At 68.1% G+C, this 21,040-nt stretch carries 18 protein-coding genes; 10 read left to right on the forward strand and 8 right to left on the reverse strand.

Translation table 11 applies throughout. The features are described 5' to 3' along the window. Positions 1-66: 66 nt before the first annotated feature. Positions 67-756: a PadR family transcriptional regulator gene (locus M673_RS02180; RefSeq protein ID WP_244493182.1), complete on the reverse strand. Its 690-nt coding sequence runs from the start codon at positions 754-756 to the stop codon at positions 67-69. Between the two features lie 249 nt (positions 757-1,005). On the opposite strand from M673_RS02180, the gene mnmE reads away from it, so the two are divergent. Next, positions 1,006-2,328, forward strand: coding sequence for a tRNA uridine-5-carboxymethylaminomethyl(34) synthesis GTPase MnmE (gene mnmE / locus M673_RS02185; RefSeq protein WP_082639126.1), 1,323 nt, complete (start codon positions 1,006-1,008; stop codon positions 2,326-2,328). Between the two features lie 2 nt (positions 2,329-2,330). Beyond that, entirely contained in the window at positions 2,331-2,843 is a 513-nt protein-coding gene (locus M673_RS02190) for a GNAT family N-acetyltransferase (protein ID WP_061973239.1), read from the forward strand. On the opposite strand, the gene M673_RS02195 is transcribed toward M673_RS02190, so the two are convergent. Then, positions 2,840-3,403 carry a Uma2 family endonuclease gene (locus M673_RS02195; protein WP_061973240.1) on the reverse strand — a complete coding sequence of 188 codons (564 nt, stop codon included), beginning with the start codon at positions 3,401-3,403 and terminating at the stop codon, positions 2,840-2,842. The two genes, M673_RS02190 and M673_RS02195, sit on opposite strands and share 4 nt — an antisense overlap. A 127-nt stretch (positions 3,404-3,530) precedes the next feature. Here M673_RS02195 and mnmG point away from each other — a divergent pair, with 127 nt between their 5' ends. The 4 genes from mnmG to M673_RS02215 all read left to right on the forward strand — a co-directional run bounded on the left by mnmG (position 3,531) and on the right by M673_RS02215 (position 8,093). After that, positions 3,531-5,414: a tRNA uridine-5-carboxymethylaminomethyl(34) synthesis enzyme MnmG gene (gene mnmG, locus M673_RS02200; RefSeq protein WP_061973241.1), complete on the forward strand. Its 1,884-nt coding sequence runs from the start codon at positions 3,531-3,533 to the stop codon at positions 5,412-5,414. Further along, positions 5,398-6,135 (forward strand): 16S rRNA (guanine(527)-N(7))-methyltransferase RsmG, encoded by a 738-nt coding sequence (gene rsmG / locus M673_RS02205; protein ID WP_061973242.1) that lies wholly within the window; start codon positions 5,398-5,400, stop codon positions 6,133-6,135. The genes mnmG and rsmG overlap by 17 nt, the downstream gene beginning before the upstream one ends. A gap of 73 nt (positions 6,136-6,208) precedes the next feature. Continuing rightward, the gene (locus tag M673_RS02210) at positions 6,209-7,021 is read left to right on the forward strand and encodes a ParA family protein (protein WP_061973243.1); all 813 of its coding nucleotides are present in this window, start codon (positions 6,209-6,211) and stop codon (positions 7,019-7,021) included. A gap of 88 nt (positions 7,022-7,109) precedes the next feature. After that, positions 7,110-8,093, forward strand: coding sequence for a ParB/RepB/Spo0J family partition protein (locus M673_RS02215; RefSeq protein WP_061973245.1), 984 nt, complete (start codon positions 7,110-7,112; stop codon positions 8,091-8,093). 201 nt (positions 8,094-8,294) lie between these two features. Here M673_RS02215 and M673_RS02220 read toward each other — a convergent pair whose 3' ends face one another. The 5 genes from M673_RS02220 to leuS form a co-directional block, all read right to left on the reverse strand. Continuing rightward, on the reverse strand, positions 8,295-9,206 hold the full coding sequence (locus M673_RS02220; RefSeq protein WP_061973246.1) for a LysR family transcriptional regulator: 912 nt from the start codon (positions 9,204-9,206) through the stop codon (positions 8,295-8,297). Positions 9,207-9,230: 24 nt separating this feature from the next. Next, positions 9,231-9,671 carry a lysozyme inhibitor LprI family protein gene (locus tag M673_RS02225; RefSeq protein ID WP_148639950.1) on the reverse strand — a complete coding sequence of 147 codons (441 nt, stop codon included), beginning with the start codon at positions 9,669-9,671 and terminating at the stop codon, positions 9,231-9,233. A gap of 233 nt (positions 9,672-9,904) precedes the next feature. Continuing rightward, complete coding sequence (gene holA / locus M673_RS02230) at positions 9,905-10,951, reverse strand: DNA polymerase III subunit delta (protein WP_061973248.1); 1,047 nt, start codon at positions 10,949-10,951, stop codon at positions 9,905-9,907. A 28-nt stretch (positions 10,952-10,979) separates the two neighbouring features. Then, the gene (locus tag M673_RS02235) at positions 10,980-11,549 is read right to left on the reverse strand and encodes a hypothetical protein (RefSeq protein ID WP_061973250.1); all 570 of its coding nucleotides are present in this window, start codon (positions 11,547-11,549) and stop codon (positions 10,980-10,982) included. Further along, positions 11,536-14,169, reverse strand: a complete 2,634-nt coding sequence (leuS, locus tag M673_RS02240) for a leucine--tRNA ligase (RefSeq protein ID WP_061973251.1) — start codon at positions 14,167-14,169, stop codon at positions 11,536-11,538. Before leuS ends, M673_RS02235 begins: the two co-directional genes overlap by 14 nt. 416 nt (positions 14,170-14,585) lie before the next feature. Between leuS and M673_RS02245 the strand changes: the two genes are divergently transcribed. Then, positions 14,586-15,254: a YggS family pyridoxal phosphate-dependent enzyme gene (locus tag M673_RS02245; RefSeq protein ID WP_061973253.1), complete on the forward strand. Its 669-nt coding sequence runs from the start codon at positions 14,586-14,588 to the stop codon at positions 15,252-15,254. Between the two features lie 28 nt (positions 15,255-15,282). On the opposite strand, the gene M673_RS02250 is transcribed toward M673_RS02245, so the two are convergent. After that, a complete protein-coding gene (locus M673_RS02250) occupies positions 15,283-15,903 on the reverse strand; it encodes a DedA family protein (RefSeq protein ID WP_061973255.1) in 621 nt (206 codons plus the stop codon). Between the two features lie 228 nt (positions 15,904-16,131). On the opposite strand from M673_RS02250, the gene M673_RS02255 reads away from it, so the two are divergent. The 3 genes from M673_RS02255 (at position 16,132) to M673_RS02265 (ending at position 21,030) form a co-directional block, all read left to right on the forward strand. Then, on the forward strand, positions 16,132-17,214 hold the full coding sequence (locus M673_RS02255) for an AI-2E family transporter (protein WP_061973256.1): 1,083 nt from the start codon (positions 16,132-16,134) through the stop codon (positions 17,212-17,214). Between the two features lie 107 nt (positions 17,215-17,321). Beyond that, on the forward strand, positions 17,322-19,280 hold the full coding sequence (gene acs / locus M673_RS02260) for an acetate--CoA ligase (RefSeq protein WP_061973258.1): 1,959 nt from the start codon (positions 17,322-17,324) through the stop codon (positions 19,278-19,280). A gap of 307 nt (positions 19,281-19,587) precedes the next feature. Further along, entirely contained in the window at positions 19,588-21,030 is a 1,443-nt protein-coding gene (locus tag M673_RS02265; RefSeq protein ID WP_061973259.1) for a PTS galactitol transporter subunit IIC, read from the forward strand. Positions 21,031-21,040 lie beyond the last annotated feature (10 nt).

The following is a 21,040-nucleotide window of genomic DNA, read 5'->3' on the forward strand; positions in this document are numbered from 1 at the left end:
CCGAGAGGCCGGGCCGACCCTCGCGGGATCGGCCCGAACCCAAATCCTCGCGATGGCCGGATCGCGTCAGGCGTCGCTTGAGCCGCCCTGCCCCCGGTCGAGATCGTCGGCTGCCTGCAACAGCAACCGGATGATCTCGCCCGAGCGCTTCTCGTCGGCCGCCAGCGCGCGGGCGGCCACGTCCCGCAGGTTCAGCATCGCGGCCTCGACGCCGCGCGGCAGGCTCGGCTTGCTCTCCTCGCCGCGATGACCGTGGCGCTCGCGCCGCTCCTTCAGGCGCTCGGACACCTGCGCCAGACGCCCGAGACTGGCGTCGGCCAGGGTCCGGTTGCCGTCGAGATAGGCGCGCCCCTCGTCCGTGATGGCATAGCGCTTCTTGTTGCCGTCGCTTTCGGCCAGGATGTAGCCGGCTTCTTCGAGATAGCTCAGCGTCGGGTAGATCACGCCCGGCGAGGGCGCGTAGAAGCCTTCGGTCATCTCTTCGATATGCTTGATGATCTCGTAGCCGTGGCGCGGCTCCTTCTCGATCAGCGCGAGCACGAGAAGGCGGAGATCGCCCTGCAGCAGGAAGCGTCCGATCCGGCCGTCCCCTCCCTCGCCGCCCAGCCCGTCGCCGCCCATGTCGCCATGGCCGCCATGCCGGTGGCCACGTCCCGGACCGCGTCCGAACGGGCCGCGCCCCATGGCGAAGAGCCCGACCAGCCCATGCGAGCAAGACCGGCCGTGCCGGCCACGTGTTTCGAATTCCTGTCTCATTCCGATCACTCCATTTGAGTCTAAGATATATCTTAGATACGAGATGGCTGGATGCTCCGCAAGAGGAAAAGATACATCGAAACATATCTAAGATGGGACGATCAAAGAGATGGATTTTCGAGGCGCGGGGGAAACCCTCTTCCGTAGCGAGGCGGCTTGGCGCGTTTTGTCCCTTGACGCCCGTCCCGCCGGATGTGCGAACCAGAGGCGAACCGATCCGCCTTGCGACCGCCTGATGTCAGGGACGTCATGACCGCCTCGATGCTCGACGACACGATCCTCGCTCTTTCCTCCGGCCCGCTCCCGGCGGGCGTCGCCGTGGTGCGCGTCAGCGGCCCGCTGGCGTCGGAGGCTTTGGCGGCGCTGGCGGGGGGCGTGCCGGAGCCGCGCCGCGCCAGCCTGCGGCGGCTTCGGGCGGCCGATGGTGCCGAGATCGACCGGGCGCTGGTGCTCTTCTTTCCCGGTCCCAACACGGCGACCGGAGAGGACCTGGCGGAGTTTCACCTGCATGGCGGGCGGGCGGTGGTCGCGGCGCTGACGGCTGCCCTTCTGGAGCGGCCGGGATTTAGGCTGGCGGAGGCCGGCGAGTTCACCCGCCGCGCCTTCGCCAACGGACGGATCGACCTGACCGAGGCGGAGGGGCTGGCCGATCTCCTGGCGGCCGAAACGGAGGGGCAGCGCCGGCAGGCCCTGGCGCAGGCGGGCGGCGCGGCGCGGGCGCTCTATGAAGGCTGGATGCGCCAGCTTTCGCGCATTCGCGCGCTGCTGGAAGCCTCGTTCGACTTTTCCGACGAGGGCGACGTGTCGGAGGATGTGTCCAGCGGCACGGCGCAGGCCGTGGGGCGGCTGCAGGGCGAGATCGCGGCGCATCTTGCCGGCGCGCACCGGGCCGAAATCTGGCGCGATGGATTTCGCGTGGCCATCGCCGGGGCGCCGAATGCCGGAAAGTCCAGCCTTCTCAACGCGCTCGCCGCGCGCGAGGTCGCCATCGTCTCCGCCATTCCCGGTACGACGCGCGACGTGATCGAGATCCGGCTCGACATCGAAGGCATGCCGGTTCTCCTGTCGGACACCGCGGGCCTGCGCGAGACGGCGGACGAGGTCGAGGCGATCGGCGTGTCGCGCGCCCGCGAGCGCATCGGCGCGGCCGACCTCGTTCTGTCCCTGGTCGATCCCGGAGCGCTGGCGGAGGAACCGCTCATCGCGGCCGGCGAGACGCCGGTCCTGCGGATCGCCACCAAGAGTGATCTCTACCCCGCTTTGCCGGCTAAGTTCGATGTGGCGCTCTCGGCGCGGACAGGCGCGGGGCTCGACGCGCTGACGCGGCTGATCGGCGCCCGAGCTCGCGAGGCGGCGGGCGATCCGTCCGATCTCCTGCCGGCCCGAACCCGCCACCGCGACCTCCTGCGCCAATGCCTAGCGCTGCTGGCCGGCTACGACCCAGCTCTGCCGCCCGAGCTTTCGGCTGAAACGCTGCGGCAGGTGTCGGACCGGCTCGGCGCGCTGACCGGCCGCGTCGGCGTGGAAGAGCTTCTCGGCCTGATCTTCTCCGAATTCTGCATCGGGAAATGACGATGGATCTCACCATACGGGCGGCCGAACCGCGCGACCTCGCCGCCTTGACCCTGCTGATGAATCTGCCGGACTATCGCTACGGCACGCTGCGTCTGCCTTTCGAGAGCGAGGAGAGCGTGCGCAAACGCCTGTTCGAAGGTGGTGCCAACATGGTTCTCCTCGTGGCCCTCTTGGAGGACGAGCTGGTCGGCACGGCGAGCCTTCATCGCATGACGGGGCGGCGCGCGCATGTCGGCGCCATCGGCATGGGCGTCCACGATGCCTATGCCGGGCGAGGCATCGGCCGCCGGCTCTTGGAGTCCGTTCTGGACATGGCCGACAATTGGCTCGGCCTCAGGCGGCTGGAACTCTCGGTGAATGTCGATAACGCCCCGGCCCTGCACCTCTACCAAAGCTGCGGCTTTGAGATCGAAGGGCGCGAGCGCCAATCCATCCTGCGCGATGGGCTACTGATCGACGCCTTCACGATGAGCCGCCTGCGCGAGCCGCCCCGCCCGGCCGTTGCGGATTAGGCGAGGACGCGATCGTAGACTTCGCGCAGCGGCAGTTCGACGTTGATGGCCGGCAGCAGAACCGTCTCGTCCAGCCCCTCGATCCGCCGCTCGTCCCAATGTGAGCCGGCAAGGCGCGACCAGAGCAGCGCGACGGGCTGGTCTTGTTCGAAGAGCACGATATGGCGCAGGAAGGGCATGGCCTTGTACTCGCCGATTTTGCGCAGCCGGTCGAAATCGCGGGTCGAAGGGGATAGAACCTCGAACACTACGGTGGGCTCGCTGGCCAGGAAGGCGTTTGGGTCGATCGGGCCGCAATCCACCCCGACATCCGGGCGGCGAATTTGCCCCGGCCGCGTTTCCACCGCGCCGTCGGCCGTGAAGGGAACGCAGGGCTTGCCACGAAGGCGGTTCCGTAATTCCCCAAGAATGTTCATGACGACCATATCGTGCCGACGAGAGGCGCCGGTCATCATCTTCAGCGGGAAACCGTCGACCAACTCATAGCGATCGTCCACCGTCTGCTGCCACTCGAAGAAGTCTTGCAGCGTCCATAGCTTGATGGCCGTCGTCGCGCTCATGGTCTGTCCAGGTCGAAATATGCGTTCGCGTATATTCTAGGATCGAAATCGGTCTGAACATAGGTTTTCTCTTACGGGCTCCTTCCCTCCGTTGACAGCGACCCCAGCTCGGGGCTTAACCCCTCCTATGACCCAGAATTCTTGCGACCTTTCGGTCGACGTCGTGGTGATCGGCGGCGGCCATGCGGGCGTCGAGGCGGCCTGCGCCTCCGCGCGCACCGGCGCGCGCACGGTGCTTCTGACCCACAGTTTCGACACGGTCGGCGCGATGAGCTGCAACCCGGCCATCGGCGGCATCGGCAAGGGCCATCTCGTGCGCGAGATCGATGCGCTCGGCGGCGTCATGGGCGAGGCGGCCGATCGCGGGGGTATCCAGTTCCGCCTGCTCAACCGGCGCAAGGGCCCGGCCGTGCGCGGCCCCCGAACCCAGGCCGACCGCAAGCTCTACAAGGCGGCCGTGCAGGACATGGTGCGCGCGCAAGGCGGGCTCGAAATCGTCGAGGGCGATGCCTTCGACCTCGCTTTCGGCGAAGGCAACCGCATCGAGGCGGTGATCCTGGAAGATGGCCGGCGCATCGCCTGCGGCGCGGCGGTCATCACCACCGGCACTTTCCTGAACGGCCTGATCCATATCGGTGCGGTGAAGATCCCGGCGGGCCGCGTGGGCGAGAAGCCCTCGCTCGGCCTGTCCGCCACCCTGGCGCGGCTCGGCCTGCGGCTCGGTCGCCTGAAGACCGGCACGCCGGCGCGGCTCGATGGGCGCACGATCGACTGGGCGAGCCTGGACAAGCAAGGGCCGGACGAGACCCCTTACGCGTTTTCCTATCTCACCACGCGGATCGAGAACCGGCAGATCGACTGCGGCATCACCCGCACGACGGACGAGACGCATCGCATCATCCGCGACAATCTCCATCGCTCGGCGCTCTATGGCGGCGAGATCGAAGGCGTCGGCCCGCGCTACTGCCCCTCGATCGAGGACAAGATCGTCAAGTTCGGCGACCGCGATGGGCATCAGGTCTTCCTGGAGCCGGAAGGGCTGGACGACGACACGGTCTATCCCAACGGGCTTTCCACCTCGCTGCCGGAGGACGTGCAGCAGGCCTTCCTGCGCTCGCTGCCGGGCCTGGAACAGGTTGATATCCTGAAGCCCGGCTATGCCATCGAGTACGACCATGTCGATCCGCGCGAGCTGACGCGGGGCCTCGAAGTCTCGAAGGCGCCGGGCCTGTTTCTCGCCGGGCAGATCAACGGCACGACGGGCTACGAGGAGGCCGCCGCCCAAGGCCTGCTGGCCGGGCTCAACGCCGCGCGCCGGGCGTCCGGTGCCGAGCCGGCGGTGGTCGGACGGGGCGAGGCCTATCTCGGCGTCATGGTGGACGATCTCAGCCGCACCGGCGTCACCGAGCCCTATCGCATGTTCACCAGCCGGGCGGAGTTCCGCCTGTCGCTGCGCGCCGACAATGCCGATCGGCGCCTCACCCCGCTCGGCCTCGAATGGGGTCTGGTGGACGCGCGTCGCGCAGCCGTCTTCGCGCGCAGCGAGGCGGCCTTGAGCGAAGCGCGCGCGCTGCTGGAGCGCTCCACCATCACCACGGCGGAAGCCGCGCGCCAGGGGCTCGCGGTCAATCAGGACGGGCGCACCCGCTCGGCCTGGACGCTTCTGTCCAACGCCGACACGACGCTTGAAATGCTCCTGCCGGTCTGGCCGGAGCTGGCCTCCATCACCGGCGAGGTGCGCGAGCGGATCGAGATCGAGGCGGCCTACGACGTTTATCTCGAACGCCAGCGGCGCGACCAGATCCGCCTCAAGCGCGAGGAGGAGCGGGCCATTCCCGCCGATCTCGACTTCGACGCCTTGAAGGGCCTGTCCAACGAAATTCGCCACAAGTTGCGCGAGCGCCGCCCGGCTAGTGTCGCCGAAGCGGAGCGGATCGACGGCATGACCCCCGCCGCGCTTGCCATCATCCTCGTGGCCATCAGAAAGACCGACCGTGCGCAAGCAGCCTGAACGTTCCGTCCGACCTTTCGCCCGCACGGCCGTCGCGCGCCCGGCCACGCGCCCCCGCATGGGCAAGGCGGCGACCGATGCCAAGCTCGCGGAAGAGCGCAGCCTCGTCCTGTCGCGCCATGGTGTTTCACGTGAAACAGTGGAAAAGCTCGACGCCTATGTCGAACTCCTGCGCACGTGGCAAAGCCGCATCAACCTGATTTCGCCCTCGACGATCCCCGAGATCTGGACGCGCCATCTGGAGGACGGGCTCTGGCTCTCCCATCTCGCGCGCGCCTCCACCCGCTGGGTGGACCTCGGCTCCGGCGCGGGCTTTCCCGGCTTGGTTCTGGCCATCGCGCTGCACGGGCGCGAGGGTGCCGAGGTGCATCTGGTGGAAAGCAACACCAAGAAGGCGGCCTTCCTGCGCGCGGTGATCCGCGAATTGTCGCTGCCCGCCGAGGTGCATGCCGAGCGGATCGAAGACTGCGGCGAAGCGCTGGCGGGCGCGCAGGCCGTGAGCGCCCGGGCGCTGGCTTCCCTCAACGATCTCTTCGGCCTCGTAGCCCCGCATATCGGACCAGAAACGGCGCTGTGGTTTCCCAAGGGGCGAAACCACGAGGAGGAAATCGCGGAAGCTTCTGCCCATTGGCGCTTCGACATGGTAAAGCATTCCTCACAGATCGAGGATGGCTCGGTGGTGCTGGAAATCCGGCGGCTGACGGCTCTGGCGGGAGCCTAAGCCTCGCTTTTCGAAGTGTCGGATGCGTTGCCCTCCAGGCGACGCCGGTTCCCGGGCTGAGGAACGAGACGGTATGGATACGCTCCCGGTTTCGCGCATGCGCGTCATCACCATCGCCAACCAGAAGGGCGGCGTGGGCAAGACCACGACGGCCATCAACCTGGCCACGGCGCTCGCCGCGATCGGCAAGCGCACGCTGCTGATCGATCTCGACCCGCAGGGCAACGCCTCGACCGGGCTCGGCGTCGAGCGGGACGACCGCGCGGTGTCCTCCTACGACGTCCTGGTGGAAAGCGCGACGATCACCGAGGCGGCGATGCCGACGGCGGTGCCTGACCTTTCCATCATTCCCTCGACGCTCGATCTTCTCGGCGTCGAGATGGAGATTTCGGGCTCCTCCAGCCGCGCCTACCGGCTGCGCGATGCGCTGCACTTCCACAACGAGGACGCCCCGCTTTTCGACTTCGTGCTGGTGGACTGCCCGCCCTCGCTGAACCTCCTGACCGTCAACGCCATGGCGGCGGCGGACGCGATCCTCGTGCCGCTGCAATGCGAGTTCTTCGCACTGGAAGGCCTCAGCCAGCTTCTGGAGACGGTGGAGCAGGTGCGCGACACGCTGAACCCCTCGCTGTCCCTCCACGGCATCGTGCTGACCATGTATGACGGGCGCAACAACCTCGCCTCCCAAGTGGTGCGTGACGTGCGCTCCTTCATGGGCGACCATGTCTACGAGACGATCATTCCGCGCAACGTGCGCATTTCGGAAGCGCCGAGCTTCGGCAAGCCGGCGATCCTCTACGACGTGAAATGCTCGGGGAGTCAGGCCTATATTCGGCTGGCCTCCGAGGTGATCCAGCGCGAGCGGCAACTGGCGGCGGCGGCCTGACGCCGCCTCGTTCCGAACCCGAAACGAACAGGATGCGGCTGCGAGCCGCCAAGGATAGAAGCGGAGCCATCCGCAAGGAGCCAAGAGAATGAGCGAAGACAAGGGACGCCAGCGTCTGGGCCGGGGCCTCGCCTCGTTGATCGGCGGCTCGGCCTCCTCCGCCGTTCCCTCCCGCGCCGCGACCCCCTTCCCGCTGCCGGGCGCGGCGCGTGTGGAAGAGCCGGGCGAGCGCAAGATCGCCGTGGGCGAACTCGTCGCCAACCCGCGCAATCCGCGCCGCCGCTTCGACGAGACGGACCTGTCGGAACTCACCGCCTCGATCCGCCAGCATGGCGTGGTGCAGCCGATCCTCGCCCGCAAGCTGGCGAGCGGCCGCTTCGAGATCGTGGCCGGCGAGCGGCGCTGGCGCGCCGCGCAGGAAGCGGGCCTTTCGCAGGTGCCCGTCGTCGTGCGCGAGATCAGCGACCGCGAGTCGCTGGAAATCGCCATCATCGAAAACGTCCAGCGCGCCGATCTCGACCCGATCGAAGAGGCGATGGGCTACCAGATGCTGATCGACGAGCATGGCTACACGCAGGCCGACCTCGCGGACATCCTGGGCAAGAGCCGCAGCCACGTCGCCAACACACTGCGCCTTCTGAAACTGCCCGACAGCGTCAAGGACATGGTGGCGAAGGGCGAGCTTTCCGCCGGCGCCGCCCGCACCGCCGTCTCGCAGGACGACCCGGAAGCCTTTGCCCGCCAGATCGTGGACGGCGGCCTCAGCGTGCGCGAGGCCGAGACGCTGGCGCGCGGCGAGCCGCTGGCGCCCCCTGCCCCGCCGCGCGGCGGCGCACCCAAGCGCCGCGCCTCCACGCCTCAGCCCTCGCTGGCCGACGTGCGCGACAGCGACACGCAGGCGCTGGAGAAGCTCCTCTCTGACACGCTTGGCCTGCCGGTCTCGATCGAACTGCGCGCCGAGGGCGGCACGATGCGCCTCGACTTCCGTCATCTCGACCAGCTCGACCATCTCTGCCGCCTGCTCCAGACGCGGGTCGGCAGCGAGTCCGAGCCGCGCGTTCGCAGCCTGTAAGGGCGCGGGGGCGAGCCAGGGCGGCGAGCTATCCCTCGCCCGTTCCGGCGTTGTGGCCGGTCTTGGCTGGCGCCCGATCCGATCGGGTTCGACCCTCTCCGGCGTCGAGCCGACAGAACGACGGGACGGTCATCTGTGCGATAGGCGCAGGTGATCGGAAACCGAAGCGTGCAGCGGCTCGGGTGCAGCCGCTCGAACCGTTCAGCCGATGACCCGCGCCAGAGGCTCGGCTGCCGCGATCTCCTCCAGGCGGCGCAGGAAGAGGCGCAGGCCCCGGTCGCGGATCTTCGAGGCGCGGAGCGTCAGGCCGAGTTCGCGGCAGAGCGGCGGGTCGAGAGGGCGGCAGATCGTGCCGGGGATGGGGTCGGCTAGCGCCAGACCGGGCAGGATCGAGGTGCCGAGCCCGCCTGCCACTATGCGCTTGATCGTCTCCACGCTGCCGAGTTCCATGATCGGGCGGGCAACAAGCCCGGCCTCGGCGAACCAGCGATCGAGCCCGCCCCGCGTGTGACCACCGGACTCGTAGAGGATCAGCGGCTCGGCCGCCATGGCACTTGGGGTCACGTGATCGGGCACGGCGGCACCGGCCGGAAATAGGGCCAAAAGCGGCTCGCGCATCAGAAGCGTCGTCTCCAGTGCCCGGCTAGACGGCGCGGGCAAGGTGACGAGACCGACATCGAGTTCCCCCGCCTCGACGCGCGGCAGGATGTCCACCGTGTTGCCGATGGCGACGGTGATGTCCAAGCCCGGCATGTCGTGCTTGAGAGCGGAGAGAACCGGCGGCAGGAGGAAGGTGCAGGCCGTGGCGCCCGTGCCGATGCGCAGCCGCCCGGCCTCCTCGCTGCCGAAGCGCGACACGGCCTCCACCGCGTCTTCCATCGCGGCGAGCGCCCGGCGTGCTGGCTCTAGCAGCGCCTCGCCCGCCGGGGTCGGCTGCGCCCGGCCCGCCGCGCGGTCGAGAACGCGCACGTCGAGCAGGCGCTCCAGCTCCTGCAATTGCTGGGAAACGGCGGGCTGGGTCAGGTGGAGACGCTTTGCGGCCAGTGACAGCGTGCCGGTTTCCACCACGGCCAAAAAGGTGCGCAGCTGCGACAGGCTCGGCCACTTCGCCATGAAGGAAGCCTCTTGGTAAGCCGGCTAATTCGCTTGCGAGGCGGCGGCCGGGACGGGGCAGCTGAGGTCCCCTTCCTCGCAGTTCGCGTAGCTTTCCAAGTGCTCGATCCGCTGCTCCGTCTCGGTCCTCAGGCAGTCTGCATGCACCATGGACTGGACGCTGCCGCCTTCGGTGGCGGAGGCGACGAAGTCGCATTCGGCGTCGCGAAAGGCGATCCAAGCACGCTGGGCGGAGACCAGCCTTGCCAGCCTGTCGTGGTCGCCGGCAAGCCGGTCCTTCAGCGTGCGATAAAGATCGTTCAGCTTGTGATCGACCTCGCTATAGGCGCGTCCCGCGCAAAAGTTGAGACTCGCCTGATCCTGCGCAGCCTCGCAGTCGAGCGCCCGGGCGGGCGCGGCGGTGAGCGTCAGCCCCAGCGTCAGGAGCAGGATGCTGGCGGGTCCCAGCGATGCGAAAGGGGGCATGGCTTCGTCTCCTCGTCTGTTGGCGATCTCTCGGGGTGGTCAAGAGGATAAGGTCCGGCGCGCGCACGGGTCGATGGGGATGCGGGCCACGTTCACCGCTCAGTTGAGCCGCACTTTGGGCAGTTCGCGTCTCCACTACATTCGGTGAATTCGGCTTCTGGGAACGGACTCCATGTTTCCCGATCTTTCGCATTGTCCGGCGGCGAAGCCTGTCCGATTTGCCGGGATAGGCTCTAGCGTCGTCCGCGCGTGCGCAGCTTGGCCGCTTCCACGCTGATGTCGGTCAGCGTCCGGCGCATCACCGTGACAGCCAGCGCGCTTTCGCGGCGCGAGAGGAGAATGTCGGCCTCGATGCGCTGGAGTGTGCTGGCAATGGCCTCGCCGGTCCAGGCCCCGAGCGCGGCTTCGAAGGCGGGCTTGCGGCGGAAATGCGGGCGGCGGCGCTCCACGGCGGCCGAGACGGTCGCGCCCCCCTCCTCCACCTCGGCGCGCATCAGCTGCAGCCCGTGGAAATGGCGCAAGAGCGCAGAATGAAGCTGGAAGGTCGAGGTGCCCGACGCCAGGAGGCGCTCGATCAGTTCGGGCAGCTTCTTCACCTCGCCCGAGGCGGCGGCGTCGATCGTCTCGTCCACCGTATCGGCCGACACATCGCCGACAATGGTCTCGACATCCTCCTCGGCGATCTGCCCCTTGCCGAGCGCGTAGAGGCAGAGCTTCTGCACCTCGCCGCGCGACGCCAAGCGATTGGCGCCCAGCCGGTCGCGCAGCGCCTCGCGCGCGGGACGGTCGATCGTCAGGTTGGCGGCGGCCAGTTCCTCGTCGATCATCCGGTCGAGCGCGCGCGCCTCGTCCTGGTAGCAGGGCAGCGCCATGGCGGCGCGCCCGCGCTCGATCTGCTGGCGCAGGGCGGCGGTCTTCTTCAGGTCCCCCGCCTCGATCACGATCGTCGCCCCGGCAGGCGGATCGGCGGCAAGGTCGGCCACGGCGTCGGCGAGGTTCTTGCCCGCGCCCGCGCCGCGCACGCGGATCAGCCGGCGCCCGCCGAAGAGCGACATCGTGCGCGCTTCGTCGAACAGTCGGCCGATGTCACGCTCGAGATCGTCGGCGTTCAGCACCACGGTGCTGAAGGGATCGGCGAGATCGGCCCCGCTGAGCTTGGCGACGGTCGCCGCGCGCTCCGACACCAGCCCCGGATCGGGGCCGTAGAGCAGCACCACGGGAAAGGACGTGTCGGGGCGCGACAGGAACGCCTCGACTTCGCCGGCCTTTTTCTGGGCCATGTGCCCTGCCCTCGCCTCGCCCGCGCGCCTACTTGGTCACGACCGGCGCGCTGGTGGCGTCGCGCTGGAGCACGGGCGCCACCACGGCGAGAATGCGCTCGGCCACAGCCTTGCCGGCCTGCTCGCGCGCGTCGACCACCGCGCGCTCGGCGGCATAAAGCTGCTGCGTGCGGTCATAGGGCACCATGGCGAAGCGCTGGCCCTTGGTGAGCGAGACGCCGTCGCGAAGGCGCACGAGATCGTAGTCCACCGTCATGCGGTAGAGGCTGGCGGCGGGCGCGCCGGTGCCCGCTTCCAGCGAGGTGATCTGGTCGGACGCGGTGACGACGGGGCGCAGCTCATAGAGCGGCTCGCGCACCGGATCGGCGCCGTTCAACGCATAGAGCATGGCGTTGCGGAAGACCTGGGCGGTGCGCGTTTGCGCCGGGGTGATGGAGATGCGCCCCTTCAGCCCGACCAGCGCGTTGGCGCGCGCGCCCGTGGCGGGGTCGAGATGCGTCGTGCCGTAGAGCGGACCGGCGGTGCAGCCGGCCAGGAGCCAGGCGGCTGCCACCAGCGGCAGGACTTTCAGCGAGCGGCGGACGCTAGACGACGACATTGACGATCCTCCCGGGCACCACGACGATCCGCTTGGGCGCGGCGCCGGCGAGCGCATCTTGCACGAAATCGAGCGCCAGGGTGGCCGCTTCGATCTCGCCCTTCTCGGCTTTCGCGGGAACGGTGATGTCGCCCCGCTTCTTGCCGTTGATCTGCACGGGCAGCACGATCTCGTCGTCGACGAGCAGCGCGGCGTCGATCGCCGGCCAGCCTTGCGCGGCACAGAGGCCGGGCTCGCCCAGCACCTGCCAGCATTCCTCCGCCAGATGCGGCATCATCGGCGCGACGAGGCGCACGAGGATGGAGAGGGATTCACGCGCGGCGACCCGCAGGCTGCTGTCGGCGGCCAGCGCCTCCGGCGTGAAGGCGGCGGACAGCGCGTTCACCAGCTCGTAGAGCCGCGCCACACCCTTGTTGAAGGCGAGCCGCTCGATATCGTCTCCGACGCCCGCCGCCGTGCGGTGCGCCGCCCGGCGGACGAGCTTGGCGGCGTCGCTCGGGGCGGCGTCCGTGTCCGCGCCGGCGGGCCCGAGATGCTCCGCCGTTTCGGCTACGAGGCGCCAGACGCGCTGGACGAAGCGATGCGCGCCCTCGGCGCCCGCCTCGGTCCAGATCACGTCGCGCTCAGGCGGCGAGTCGGACAGCATGAACCAGCGCGCCGTGTCGGCGCCGAGCGAGGCGATGATGTCGTCGGGGTCCACGACGTTCTTCTTGGACTTCGACATCTTCTCGATCGAGCCGATCTCGATCTCGGCCCCGGTGGACAGGCGCCTGGCGCGGCGCACCCCGTCCACTTCCTCAATCACCACGTCGGAAGGCGGCACCCACTCACGGGCTCCGTCCCCCAGGGCGCGATAGGTCTCGTGCACCACCATCCCCTGCGTGAACAGGCCCTTGAACGGCTCGTCCAGATCGACATGGCCGGTGGCGCGCATCGCCCGCGTGAAGAAGCGGGAATAGAGAAGATGCAGGATCGCGTGCTCGATGCCGCCGATATACTGGTCCACCGGCAGCCAGGCATTGGCGATCTGCGGATCGGTCGGCTCGTTCGCGTGCGGGGCGGTGAAGCGCGCGAAGTACCAGGACGAGTCGACGAACGTGTCCATCGTGTCGGTTTCGCGCAGGGCCGGGCCGCCGCATTGCGGGCAGCTTGTCTGGCGCCAGGTCGGATGGCGGTCGAGCGGGTTGCCCGGCTTGTCGAAGTCGATGTCGTCGGGCAGGCGCACGGGCAGGTTTTCGCGCGCCTCGGGCACCACGCCGCAAGCCTCGCAATGGAGAACCGGTATCGGGCAGCCCCAGTAGCGCTGGCGCGACACGCCCCAGTCGCGCAGGCGGAAATTCACCTTGCGCTCCGCCTGCGGACGGCCGTTCAGCACCGCGCCCTCGAGGCGCCGGGCGACCTCGGCAAAGCCCTCTGCCGGCGTCATTCCGTCGAGGAAGCGCGAGTGGAACAGGCGGCCTTCGCCGTCATACGCCGTGTTTTCGACCGTGAAGGCATCCGCGTCCGCGCCCTCGGGCAGGACGACGGGGGTGACGGGCAGGTCGTATTTGCGGGCGAAGTCGAGATCGCGCTGGTCGTGCGCGGGGCAGCCGAAGATCGCGCCCGTGCCGTATTCCATCAAAACGAAATTTGCGACATAGACCGGCAGCGTCCAGCCGGCGTCGAAAGGGTGCGCGACGGTGAGGCCCGTGTCGAAACCGCGCTTTTCCGCCGTTTCGATCTCGGCCGCCGAGGTGCCGCCGCGCTTCACGTCCTCGATGAAGGCGGCGAGCTCGGGATTGCTCGCGGCCGCCCGCTTCGCCAGCGGATGGTCGGCGGCGACCGCCAGGAAGCTCGCGCCGAACAGCGTATCGGGCCGCGTGGTGAAGACCTCGACTTCGGTCATGTCGGCGCTTGCCGAGCCCTCGGCCAGCGCCCAGCGGACCAAGAGACCTTCCGACTTGCCGATCCAGTTGCGCTGCATGGTGCGCACCTTTTCCGGCCAGCCGGGCAGGTGGTCCAGCGCGGCGAGCAGGTCGTCGGCATAGTCGGTGATGCGGAAGAACCACTGCGTCAGCTCGCGCTGCTCGACCAGGGCGCCCGAGCGCCAGCCGCGCCCGTCGATCACCTGTTCGTTGGCAAGCACGGTGTTGTCGACCGGGTCCCAGTTGACCTTGGACTTGCGGCGGTAGGCGAGGCCCTTCTCGAGCAGGTCGAGAAACAGCATCTGCTGGCGGTGGTAGTAGTCGACGTCGCAGGTCGCGAACTCGCGCGACCAGTCGAGCGACAGGCCCATGCTTTTCAACTGCCCGCGCATGGTCGCGATGTTCTCGTAGGTCCACTTGGCCGGGTGGACCTTGTTCTGCATCGCGGCGTTCTCGGCGGGCATGCCGAACGCGTCCCACCCCATCGGGTGCAGGACGTTGAAGCCCTTGGCGCGCTTGTAGCGGGCGACCACGTCGCCCATCGCGTAGTTTCTGACATGGCCCATGTGGATGCGCCCCGAGGGATAGGGGAACATTTCCAGCACGTAGTATTTCTCGCCCGGCGCGTCGCTCCGCGTCTCGAACAGCGTCTCGGAAGCCCAGCGCTCCTGCCAACGGGGTTCTGCGGCGCGGGGATTGTATCGTTCGATGGCCATTGCGGAAGACGTCTCGTGCGGATGATGCGGGCGGGCGGGGGCGCCGAAGCGTGGCGCGGGGTGCGTCAGTCAATATTGCCTAAACCCGCCCGCGACAAGCCGCGCGCGCTCTTCACAAGGTGCCGCACAGGCCGCATAAAGCGCGGCGAAGGAGGCAGAAGCAGACGCGCGACGCCAGCCCGCGCCGCTGCGGAGGATGAGCCCCCGCAGCCGTGGCATCGGCTTTGTCTTCTTTGGGAGTGATGAGCGATGTGGCTGATACCGCTGAGCATCACGCTTGAGATGAAACGGACCCGGAGAGGCTGGCAAGCTATCCTCCGGATCCGCATACTCATCTAGGCGATGGGTGTCGGAGTTCCTGCTCCGGCACCCACTCCTCAACATAGAGAAAAACCGCCTTTTCTTCAAGGAATGTCATGAGCGAGACCGCCGTCGACCGCCTTCACGAAATCCGCGCCCGCATCCGCGAGGCGGAAGCTGAGGCCCGGCGCCCGGCGGGCAGCGTCCAACTCGTCGCCGTGTCGAAGACCTTCGAGGCCGAGGAGATCCGCCCCGTGCTGGAGGCCGGGCAGCGCGTCTTCGGCGAGAACCGGGTGCAGGAAGCGCAGGGCAAGTGGCCGGCGCTGCGCGAGACCTTTCCCGATCTGGAACTCCACCTCATCGGCCCGCTCCAGTCCAACAAGACGGCCGAGGCTGTGGCGCTGTTCGACGTGATCGAGACGGTGGACCGCGAGAAGATCGCCGCCGAGATCGCCAAGGAAATGCAGAAGCAGGGCAGGGCGCTTCGCCTCTATGTCCAGGTCAATATCGGCGAGGAAGCGCAGAAGGCCGGCATTCCGCCGCGCGAGGCGGTGGGTTTCGTCAAGCATTGCCGCGAGGCGCACGGCCTCGCGATCGAAGGGCTCATGTGCATTCCGCCCGCCGAGGAGCATCCCGGTCCCTACTTCGCGTTGCTCGAGAAGATCGCGGGCGAGGCGGGAGTGGAGAAGCTGTCCATGGGCATGTCCGGCGATTTCGAGCGCGCCATCCCCTTCGGCGCCACCAGCGTGCGCGTCGGCTCGGCGATCTTCGGCTCACGCTCGTAGGCGGGAGCTTCGCGCGATTAGACGACGCTCAGGCGCGGCTGCGGCCCCGGCTGCGCCAGAACCAGACGGCGCCGACGATGACGGCGAGGATCACCAGCGCGTCGGCCACGTGGAAGGCGGTCTTGACCCAGGGCGTGTCGTTCCAGTGCTCGCCGAGGCGCGCGCCGAGCCAGGCGAGGGCGTAGCACCAGAGAAACGAGCCGGTGAACGTGTAGAGGTGGAAGCGCCAGAGATTCATCCGCGCGATGCCGGCGGGCAGCGACAGGAAGGTGCGCACCACGGGCAGGAGGCGGCCGATGAAGATGGCGAGCGAGCCGTAGCGGGCGAAGAACCGGTCCGACAGCGCCAGCTCCTTGGTGCCCCAGTGCGCCCGGCGGATCAGCCGCTCCACGAAGGGCCGCCCGCCCCGCGCGCCGATCTCGTAGGCGAGATGCGAGCCGATATTGCAGCCGATCGCCCCGGCCAACGCTGCCGCCAGAAGGCTGAACTGCCCGGTCGAGGCGAGATAGCCGGCAAAGGGCATGATGATCTCGGAGGGCAGCGGCAGGCAGGCCGACTCCAGCCCCATCAATACGGCGACGCCCACCAACCCGCCGGCTGACATGACAGCGACAAGGCTGGCGACGAGGGGAGCAAGCACGGCTTCCATGGAACGGCGATCCTTCACTGTCTCGCCCTGCCCGTAACAGAAATGTGAGCCGCTGTAACGACCGGCTTCTCGACGGGTGAGAGGTGCGCGCATCGCGCGTCGCCTCGCTGCCGCCCGGCCCGAACGGCCCACTCTCGATTTCGCCGATGCGAGAGCAATATTGGTCGCACTGCCGGCGCGTTTCCGGCCGCGTCGTTCGGGCGCGTGTTTTGTCAGGAGTGCGGCCGCGTGCAGAATCCCTTTTCCAGCTCCTCGTCCGGCCCCGCGCCCACGCCGGCCGCGACGCCGCGCCCGGTGGCCTATCGCACGGTGTCGATCGCGGCGATCGTGCTCGGGATGATCCTGGCCGTGGTGGTGTTCTCTTACGCCGCCACGGGCTTCTTCCTGATCTTCGCCTCGCTGCTGCTGGCGGCCATCTTCTGCGGCGTCGCGCGCCTGTTCCAGCGCCTCGGCCTGCCGCGCTGGGCCTCGCTGCTTCTGGTCTATCTCCTGACCTTCGCCATGATCCTCGCCCCCGTAGCCTGGGGCGGCATCGCGCTGGTGCAGGAGTTCAACAATCTTCTGGCCGGCGTGCGCGAGCAGGCCGACAAGCTCCTGCATTCGCTGCAGCAGATGGGCCTGCCGGTGGACCCCGGCTCCGGCTCGAAATCCTTCGAGGATCTCCTGCCCTCGGGCCTCGCCTCCTCGGCGGGGCAGGCACTGTTCGGCGCGCTGGGCGCGGTGGGCAATTTCTTCGTGGTGCTGTTCCTCGCTATCTTCGTGTCCTGGCAGCCGGGCGTCTACCGAGACGGGGTCGTCTCGCTGTTTCCCAAGGAGAAGCGCGCGCGCGTCTCGGCGGTTTTGAAGAAGGCCGCCCATTCGCTGATCCTCTGGGTGGCGGGCGACGCCATCTCCATGGCGCTGATCTTCACCGTCTCCTGGGCGGGCCTGCTTCTGATCGGCGTCAACAACGCCTTTCTCCTGGCGCTCCAGGCCGGCCTTCTCGCCTTCGTGCCGACCGTGGGCGCCTTCGTGGCGGGGGCGATCATCGTCCTGGCCGCGCTTGCGCAGGGCGTCGACATGGCGCTCTGGGCGCTCGGCCTCTACCTTCTTATTCAGGGCGTGGAAAGCAATGTCGCCCAGCCCATCGCCCAGCGCTACACGACCTCGCTGCCGCCGGCGCTCACGCTCGGCGCGCAGGTGATCTTCGGGCTCCTGTTCGGGCTTCTCGGCTTCGTTCTCGCCGTGCCCGTGGTCGCCGTGGTGCGCACGCTCGTGCGTGAGTTCTATATCGACGACGTGCTCGGAGGCCCGGTGAAGCGGGAAGACTGATCGGGTCGCGGCACAAGGTTTCCTCGCCGCTTGAAGCGCTCTAGACTTTGCGGAAGGCTGAGTCGCGCGCCAACGCGCGCCGCCGATGTCTGGGAGGAAACGAGACGATGACGACGCTGCCCGTCAAGGACGAATGGAAGGCCGGCGCGCTTTTGACGCAAGCCGACTACGCCAGCTGGTACGAGAAGAGCGTCGGCGATCCCGATGGCTTCTGGCGCGAGCACGGGCAGCGGCTGGACTGGATCAAGCCCTATGCCAAGGTGAAGAACACCTCCTTCGCGCCGGGCAACGTCTCGATCAAATGGTTCGAGGACGGCACGCTCAACCTCTCAGTCAACTGTCTCGACCGGCATCTCGACAAGCGCGGCGACCAGACCGCCATTCTCTGGGAAGGGGACGATCCGTCCGAGTCCCGCGCCATCTCCTACCGGGAGCTGCACGGCGAAGTCTCCCGCATGGCCAATGTTCTGAAGGACATGGGCGCCCGGCGCGGCGACCGGGTGTCGATCTACATGCCGATGATTCCCGAGGCGGCGGTCGCCATGCTCGCCTGCGCGCGCATCGGCGCGGTGCATTCGGTGGTGTTCGGCGGCTTCTCGCCCGATGCGCTGGGCGGGCGCATGGAGGGCTCGGGCTCCAGGATCCTCGTCACCGCCGACGAGGGCCTGCGCGCCGGGCGCAAGGTGCCCTTGAAGAGCAATGCCGACAAGGCGATCGAGATCGCCGCCAAGAGCGGGCACACGGTCGAGAAGGTGCTGGTGGTCCGGCGCACCGGCGCCGAGGTGCCCGTCACGCCGGGGCGTGACGTCTGGTGGCACGAGGCGCGCGAGCAAGTCTCCGCCGACTGCCCGCCGGAGGAGATGGGGGCCGAGGACCCGCTCTTCATCCTCTACACGTCGGGCTCCACCGGCAAGCCCAAGGGCGTCCTGCACACGACGGGCGGCTATCTCGTCTGGGCCTCGATGACGCATCAATACGTCTTCGACTATCGCGAGGGCGAGGTCTTCTGGTGCACGGCCGATGTCGGCTGGGTCACGGGCCACAGCTACACCGTCTATGGCCCGCTCGCCAACGGCGGCACGACCCTGATGTTCGAGGGCGTGCCGAACTATCCCGACGCCGGGCGCATGTGGCAGGTGGTCGACAAGCACGGCGTCAACATCTTCTACACCGCGCCGACCGCCATCCGCGCCCTGATGGGGGCGGGCGACGAGTTCGTCGCCAAGTCCTCGCGCAAGTCCATCCGCGTTCTCGGCTCGGTCGGCGAGCCGATCAACCCGGAAGCCTGGAACTGGTACTACCGCGTGGTGGGCGAGGAGCGCTGCCCGATCGTCGACACCTGGTGGCAGACCGAAACGGGCGGCATCCTCATCACGCCGCTGCCCGGCGCCACCGATCTCAAGCCAGGCTCGGCGACGCGCCCCTTCTTCGGCGTCCAGCCGCAGCTGGTGGACGGTGAGGGCAAGGTGCTGGAGGGTGCGACCGAGGGCAATCTCTGCATCACAGACTCTTGGCCCGGCCAGATGCGCACCGTGTTCGGCGATCACGAGCGCTTCGAGCAGACCTATTTCTCGACCTATCCCGGCAAGTATTTCACCGGCGACGGCGCGCGGCGGGACGAGGACGGCTACTGGTGGATCACCGGCCGGGTGGACGACGTCATCAACGTGTCGGGCCACCGCATGGGCACGGCCGAGGTGGAGTCGGCTCTGGTCTCGCATCCCAAGGTCTCGGAAGCGGCGGTGGTCGGCTATCCCCACGACGTGAAGGGGCAGGGGATCTACTGCTACGTCACGCTGATGGAAGGCGAGGCGCCCTCGGAGGAGCTGAAGAAAGAGCTCGTCGCCCATGTGCGAAACGAGATCGGCCCCATCGCCTCGCCCGACAAGATCCAGTTCGCGCCCGGCCTGCCCAAGACGCGCTCCGGCAAGATCATGCGCCGCATCCTGCGCAAGATCGCGGAGGACGATTTCGGCGCGCTGGGAGACACCTCGACGCTCGCCGACCCCGCCGTGGTGGACGATCTCGTCGGCAACCGGCAGAACCGCAAGACCACTGCTGCCTGACCCGGACCGAATCCAAGCACTAAACAGGAAGGGGGGCTTTGGCCCCCTTTTTCATGGACGCTCGGCCTCTGAGGAAAGGGCCGGCTTGCCGCCGCCGGGCGAGCGGGGCCCTTTGACCGATATCCCCGGCCGACCAGCCCATCAGGCGACTGAGCCGAAGGCGAGACGCGCAAGGGAAAAGCGGGGACTCGTCTGTTTGAACAACTTGATAACCGTCAAGACAAGTGTTCCACTTCCTCGGGGGAGGAAAGACGGAAAGCTTGAAGCCGCGCCGCCCCGGCAAGCCTTTGTGCTTCGGGAGGACACGATGAACGACATGCTCGGCCTGTTGAAGGGGGTCGTGGACGCGCTCGGCGCGACCGTCCTTCTTCCCATTCTCATCTTCGCGATTGCTCTCGTGCTCGGCGCCAAGCCGGGCCGGGCCTTTCGCGCCGGCCTCACCATCGGTGTCGCCTTCGTCGGCATCAATCTCGTGCTCGGTCTGATGCTGACGACGCTGGGGCAGGTGGCCCAGGCCATCGTCACCAACACCGGGATGCAGCGCGACATCGTGGATGTCGGCTGGCCATCGGCCGCCGCGATCGCCTTCGGCTCCTCGGTCGGGCTCTGGGTCATTCCCATCGGCATTCTCGTCAACGTGGCGCTGCTCTTTTCCGGGCTGACGCGCACGCTGAACGTCGATGTCTGGAACTTCTGGCACTTCGCTTTCGTCGGCTCGCTGGTGACGGCGGCGACGGGAAGCCTCGGCTACGGACTCCTCGCCGCCGCCCTCATGGCCGCCCTGTCGCTGGTGCTGGCGGACTGGACCGCCAAGGGCGTGCAGCGCTTCTACGGCGTTCCGGGCGTCTCCGTGCCGCATCTCGCCTCCGCGCAGATCGTGCCGGTCGCCATCGGGCTGAACTGGCTGATGGACCGCATTCCCGGCATCCGCGACATCCGCATCGACACCGAGACCGTGCAGCGCCGGCTCGGCGTGTTCGGCGAGCCGATCGTCATGGGCCTCGTCATCGGCCTGGTGCTCGGCCTCGTCGCCTATGCCGGCAGCGCGGATGCCGGCACCGTCATCACCAAGGCGTTGCAGACGGGCGTCAATCTTGCCGCCGTCATGCTGCTTCTGCCGCGCATGGTGAAGATCCTGATGGAAGGGCTGATCCCGGTCTCGGAGGCGGCGCGCTCCTTCGTGCAGAAGCGGGCGGGGGACCGCGAGATCCATGTCGGGCTCGACTCCGCGATCCTGATCGGCCACCCGGCGGCGATCGCGAGCTCGCTGATCCTCGTGCCGATCGCCATTCTCCTGTCGCTGATCCTGCCGGGCAACCGCATCATCCTCTTCGCCGATCTCGCCGTGATCCCCTTCGTGGTCGCCATGGCCGCGCCCATCGTCAACGGAAACGTCTTCCGCATGGTGGTCATCGGAACGGTGACTCTGACGCTCGGCTTCTATGTCGGCATGGCGCTCTCGCCGCTGATGACGGCGACGGCAGCGGGATCGGGCTTCGCCATTCCCCCGCAGGCCAGCGCCATCACCAGCGTCGTGGACGGGTTCCTCTACCTCCCCTATCTCGTGATCCGGGCGGCCGAGGAATGGGGGCTGATGGGTCTCGGCCTCGTGCTGGTGGCGATCCTCGCGCTCCTGTTCGGCTACCGCGCCGCGCCCCGCGCCTTCGACAGGCTGGCGGGCGGCGAGGAGCCGGCGGAAACCGCGCCGCTCTCGCGCGGCCCCGGTGCGCCCGCCGTCACGCCGCGCTGATCCACCGACC

This window comes from Aureimonas sp. AU20 (assembly GCF_001442755.1).
Taxonomy (GTDB): domain Bacteria; phylum Pseudomonadota; class Alphaproteobacteria; order Rhizobiales; family Rhizobiaceae; genus Aureimonas.

Coding starts and splice junctions, on each gene's coding strand:
- M673_RS02235 (WP_061973250.1), bottom strand. CDS start 11,549: ATGTCGTCGTCTAGCGTCCGCCGCTCGCTGAAAGTCCTGCCGCTGGTG.
- M673_RS02195 (WP_061973240.1), bottom strand. CDS start 3,403: ATGAGCGCGACGACGGCCATCAAGCTATGGACGCTGCAAGACTTCTTC.
- M673_RS02225 (WP_148639950.1), bottom strand. CDS start 9,671: ATGCCCCCTTTCGCATCGCTGGGACCCGCCAGCATCCTGCTCCTGACG.
- M673_RS02215 (WP_061973245.1), top strand. CDS start 7,110: ATGAGCGAAGACAAGGGACGCCAGCGTCTGGGCCGGGGCCTCGCCTCG.
- leuS (WP_061973251.1), bottom strand. CDS start 14,169: ATGGCCATCGAACGATACAATCCCCGCGCCGCAGAACCCCGTTGGCAG.
- acs (WP_061973258.1), top strand. CDS start 17,322: ATGACGACGCTGCCCGTCAAGGACGAATGGAAGGCCGGCGCGCTTTTG.
- M673_RS02190 (WP_061973239.1), top strand. CDS start 2,331: ATGGATCTCACCATACGGGCGGCCGAACCGCGCGACCTCGCCGCCTTG.
- M673_RS02250 (WP_061973255.1), bottom strand. CDS start 15,903: ATGGAAGCCGTGCTTGCTCCCCTCGTCGCCAGCCTTGTCGCTGTCATG.
- M673_RS02210 (WP_061973243.1), top strand. CDS start 6,209: ATGGATACGCTCCCGGTTTCGCGCATGCGCGTCATCACCATCGCCAAC.
- mnmG (WP_061973241.1), top strand. CDS start 3,531: ATGACCCAGAATTCTTGCGACCTTTCGGTCGACGTCGTGGTGATCGGC.
- M673_RS02220 (WP_061973246.1), bottom strand. CDS start 9,206: ATGGCGAAGTGGCCGAGCCTGTCGCAGCTGCGCACCTTTTTGGCCGTG.
- mnmE (WP_082639126.1), top strand. CDS start 1,006: ATGACCGCCTCGATGCTCGACGACACGATCCTCGCTCTTTCCTCCGGC.
- holA (WP_061973248.1), bottom strand. CDS start 10,951: ATGGCCCAGAAAAAGGCCGGCGAAGTCGAGGCGTTCCTGTCGCGCCCC.
- M673_RS02245 (WP_061973253.1), top strand. CDS start 14,586: ATGAGCGAGACCGCCGTCGACCGCCTTCACGAAATCCGCGCCCGCATC.
- M673_RS02180 (WP_244493182.1), bottom strand. CDS start 756: ATGAGACAGGAATTCGAAACACGTGGCCGGCACGGCCGGTCTTGCTCG.
- M673_RS02265 (WP_061973259.1), top strand. CDS start 19,588: ATGAACGACATGCTCGGCCTGTTGAAGGGGGTCGTGGACGCGCTCGGC.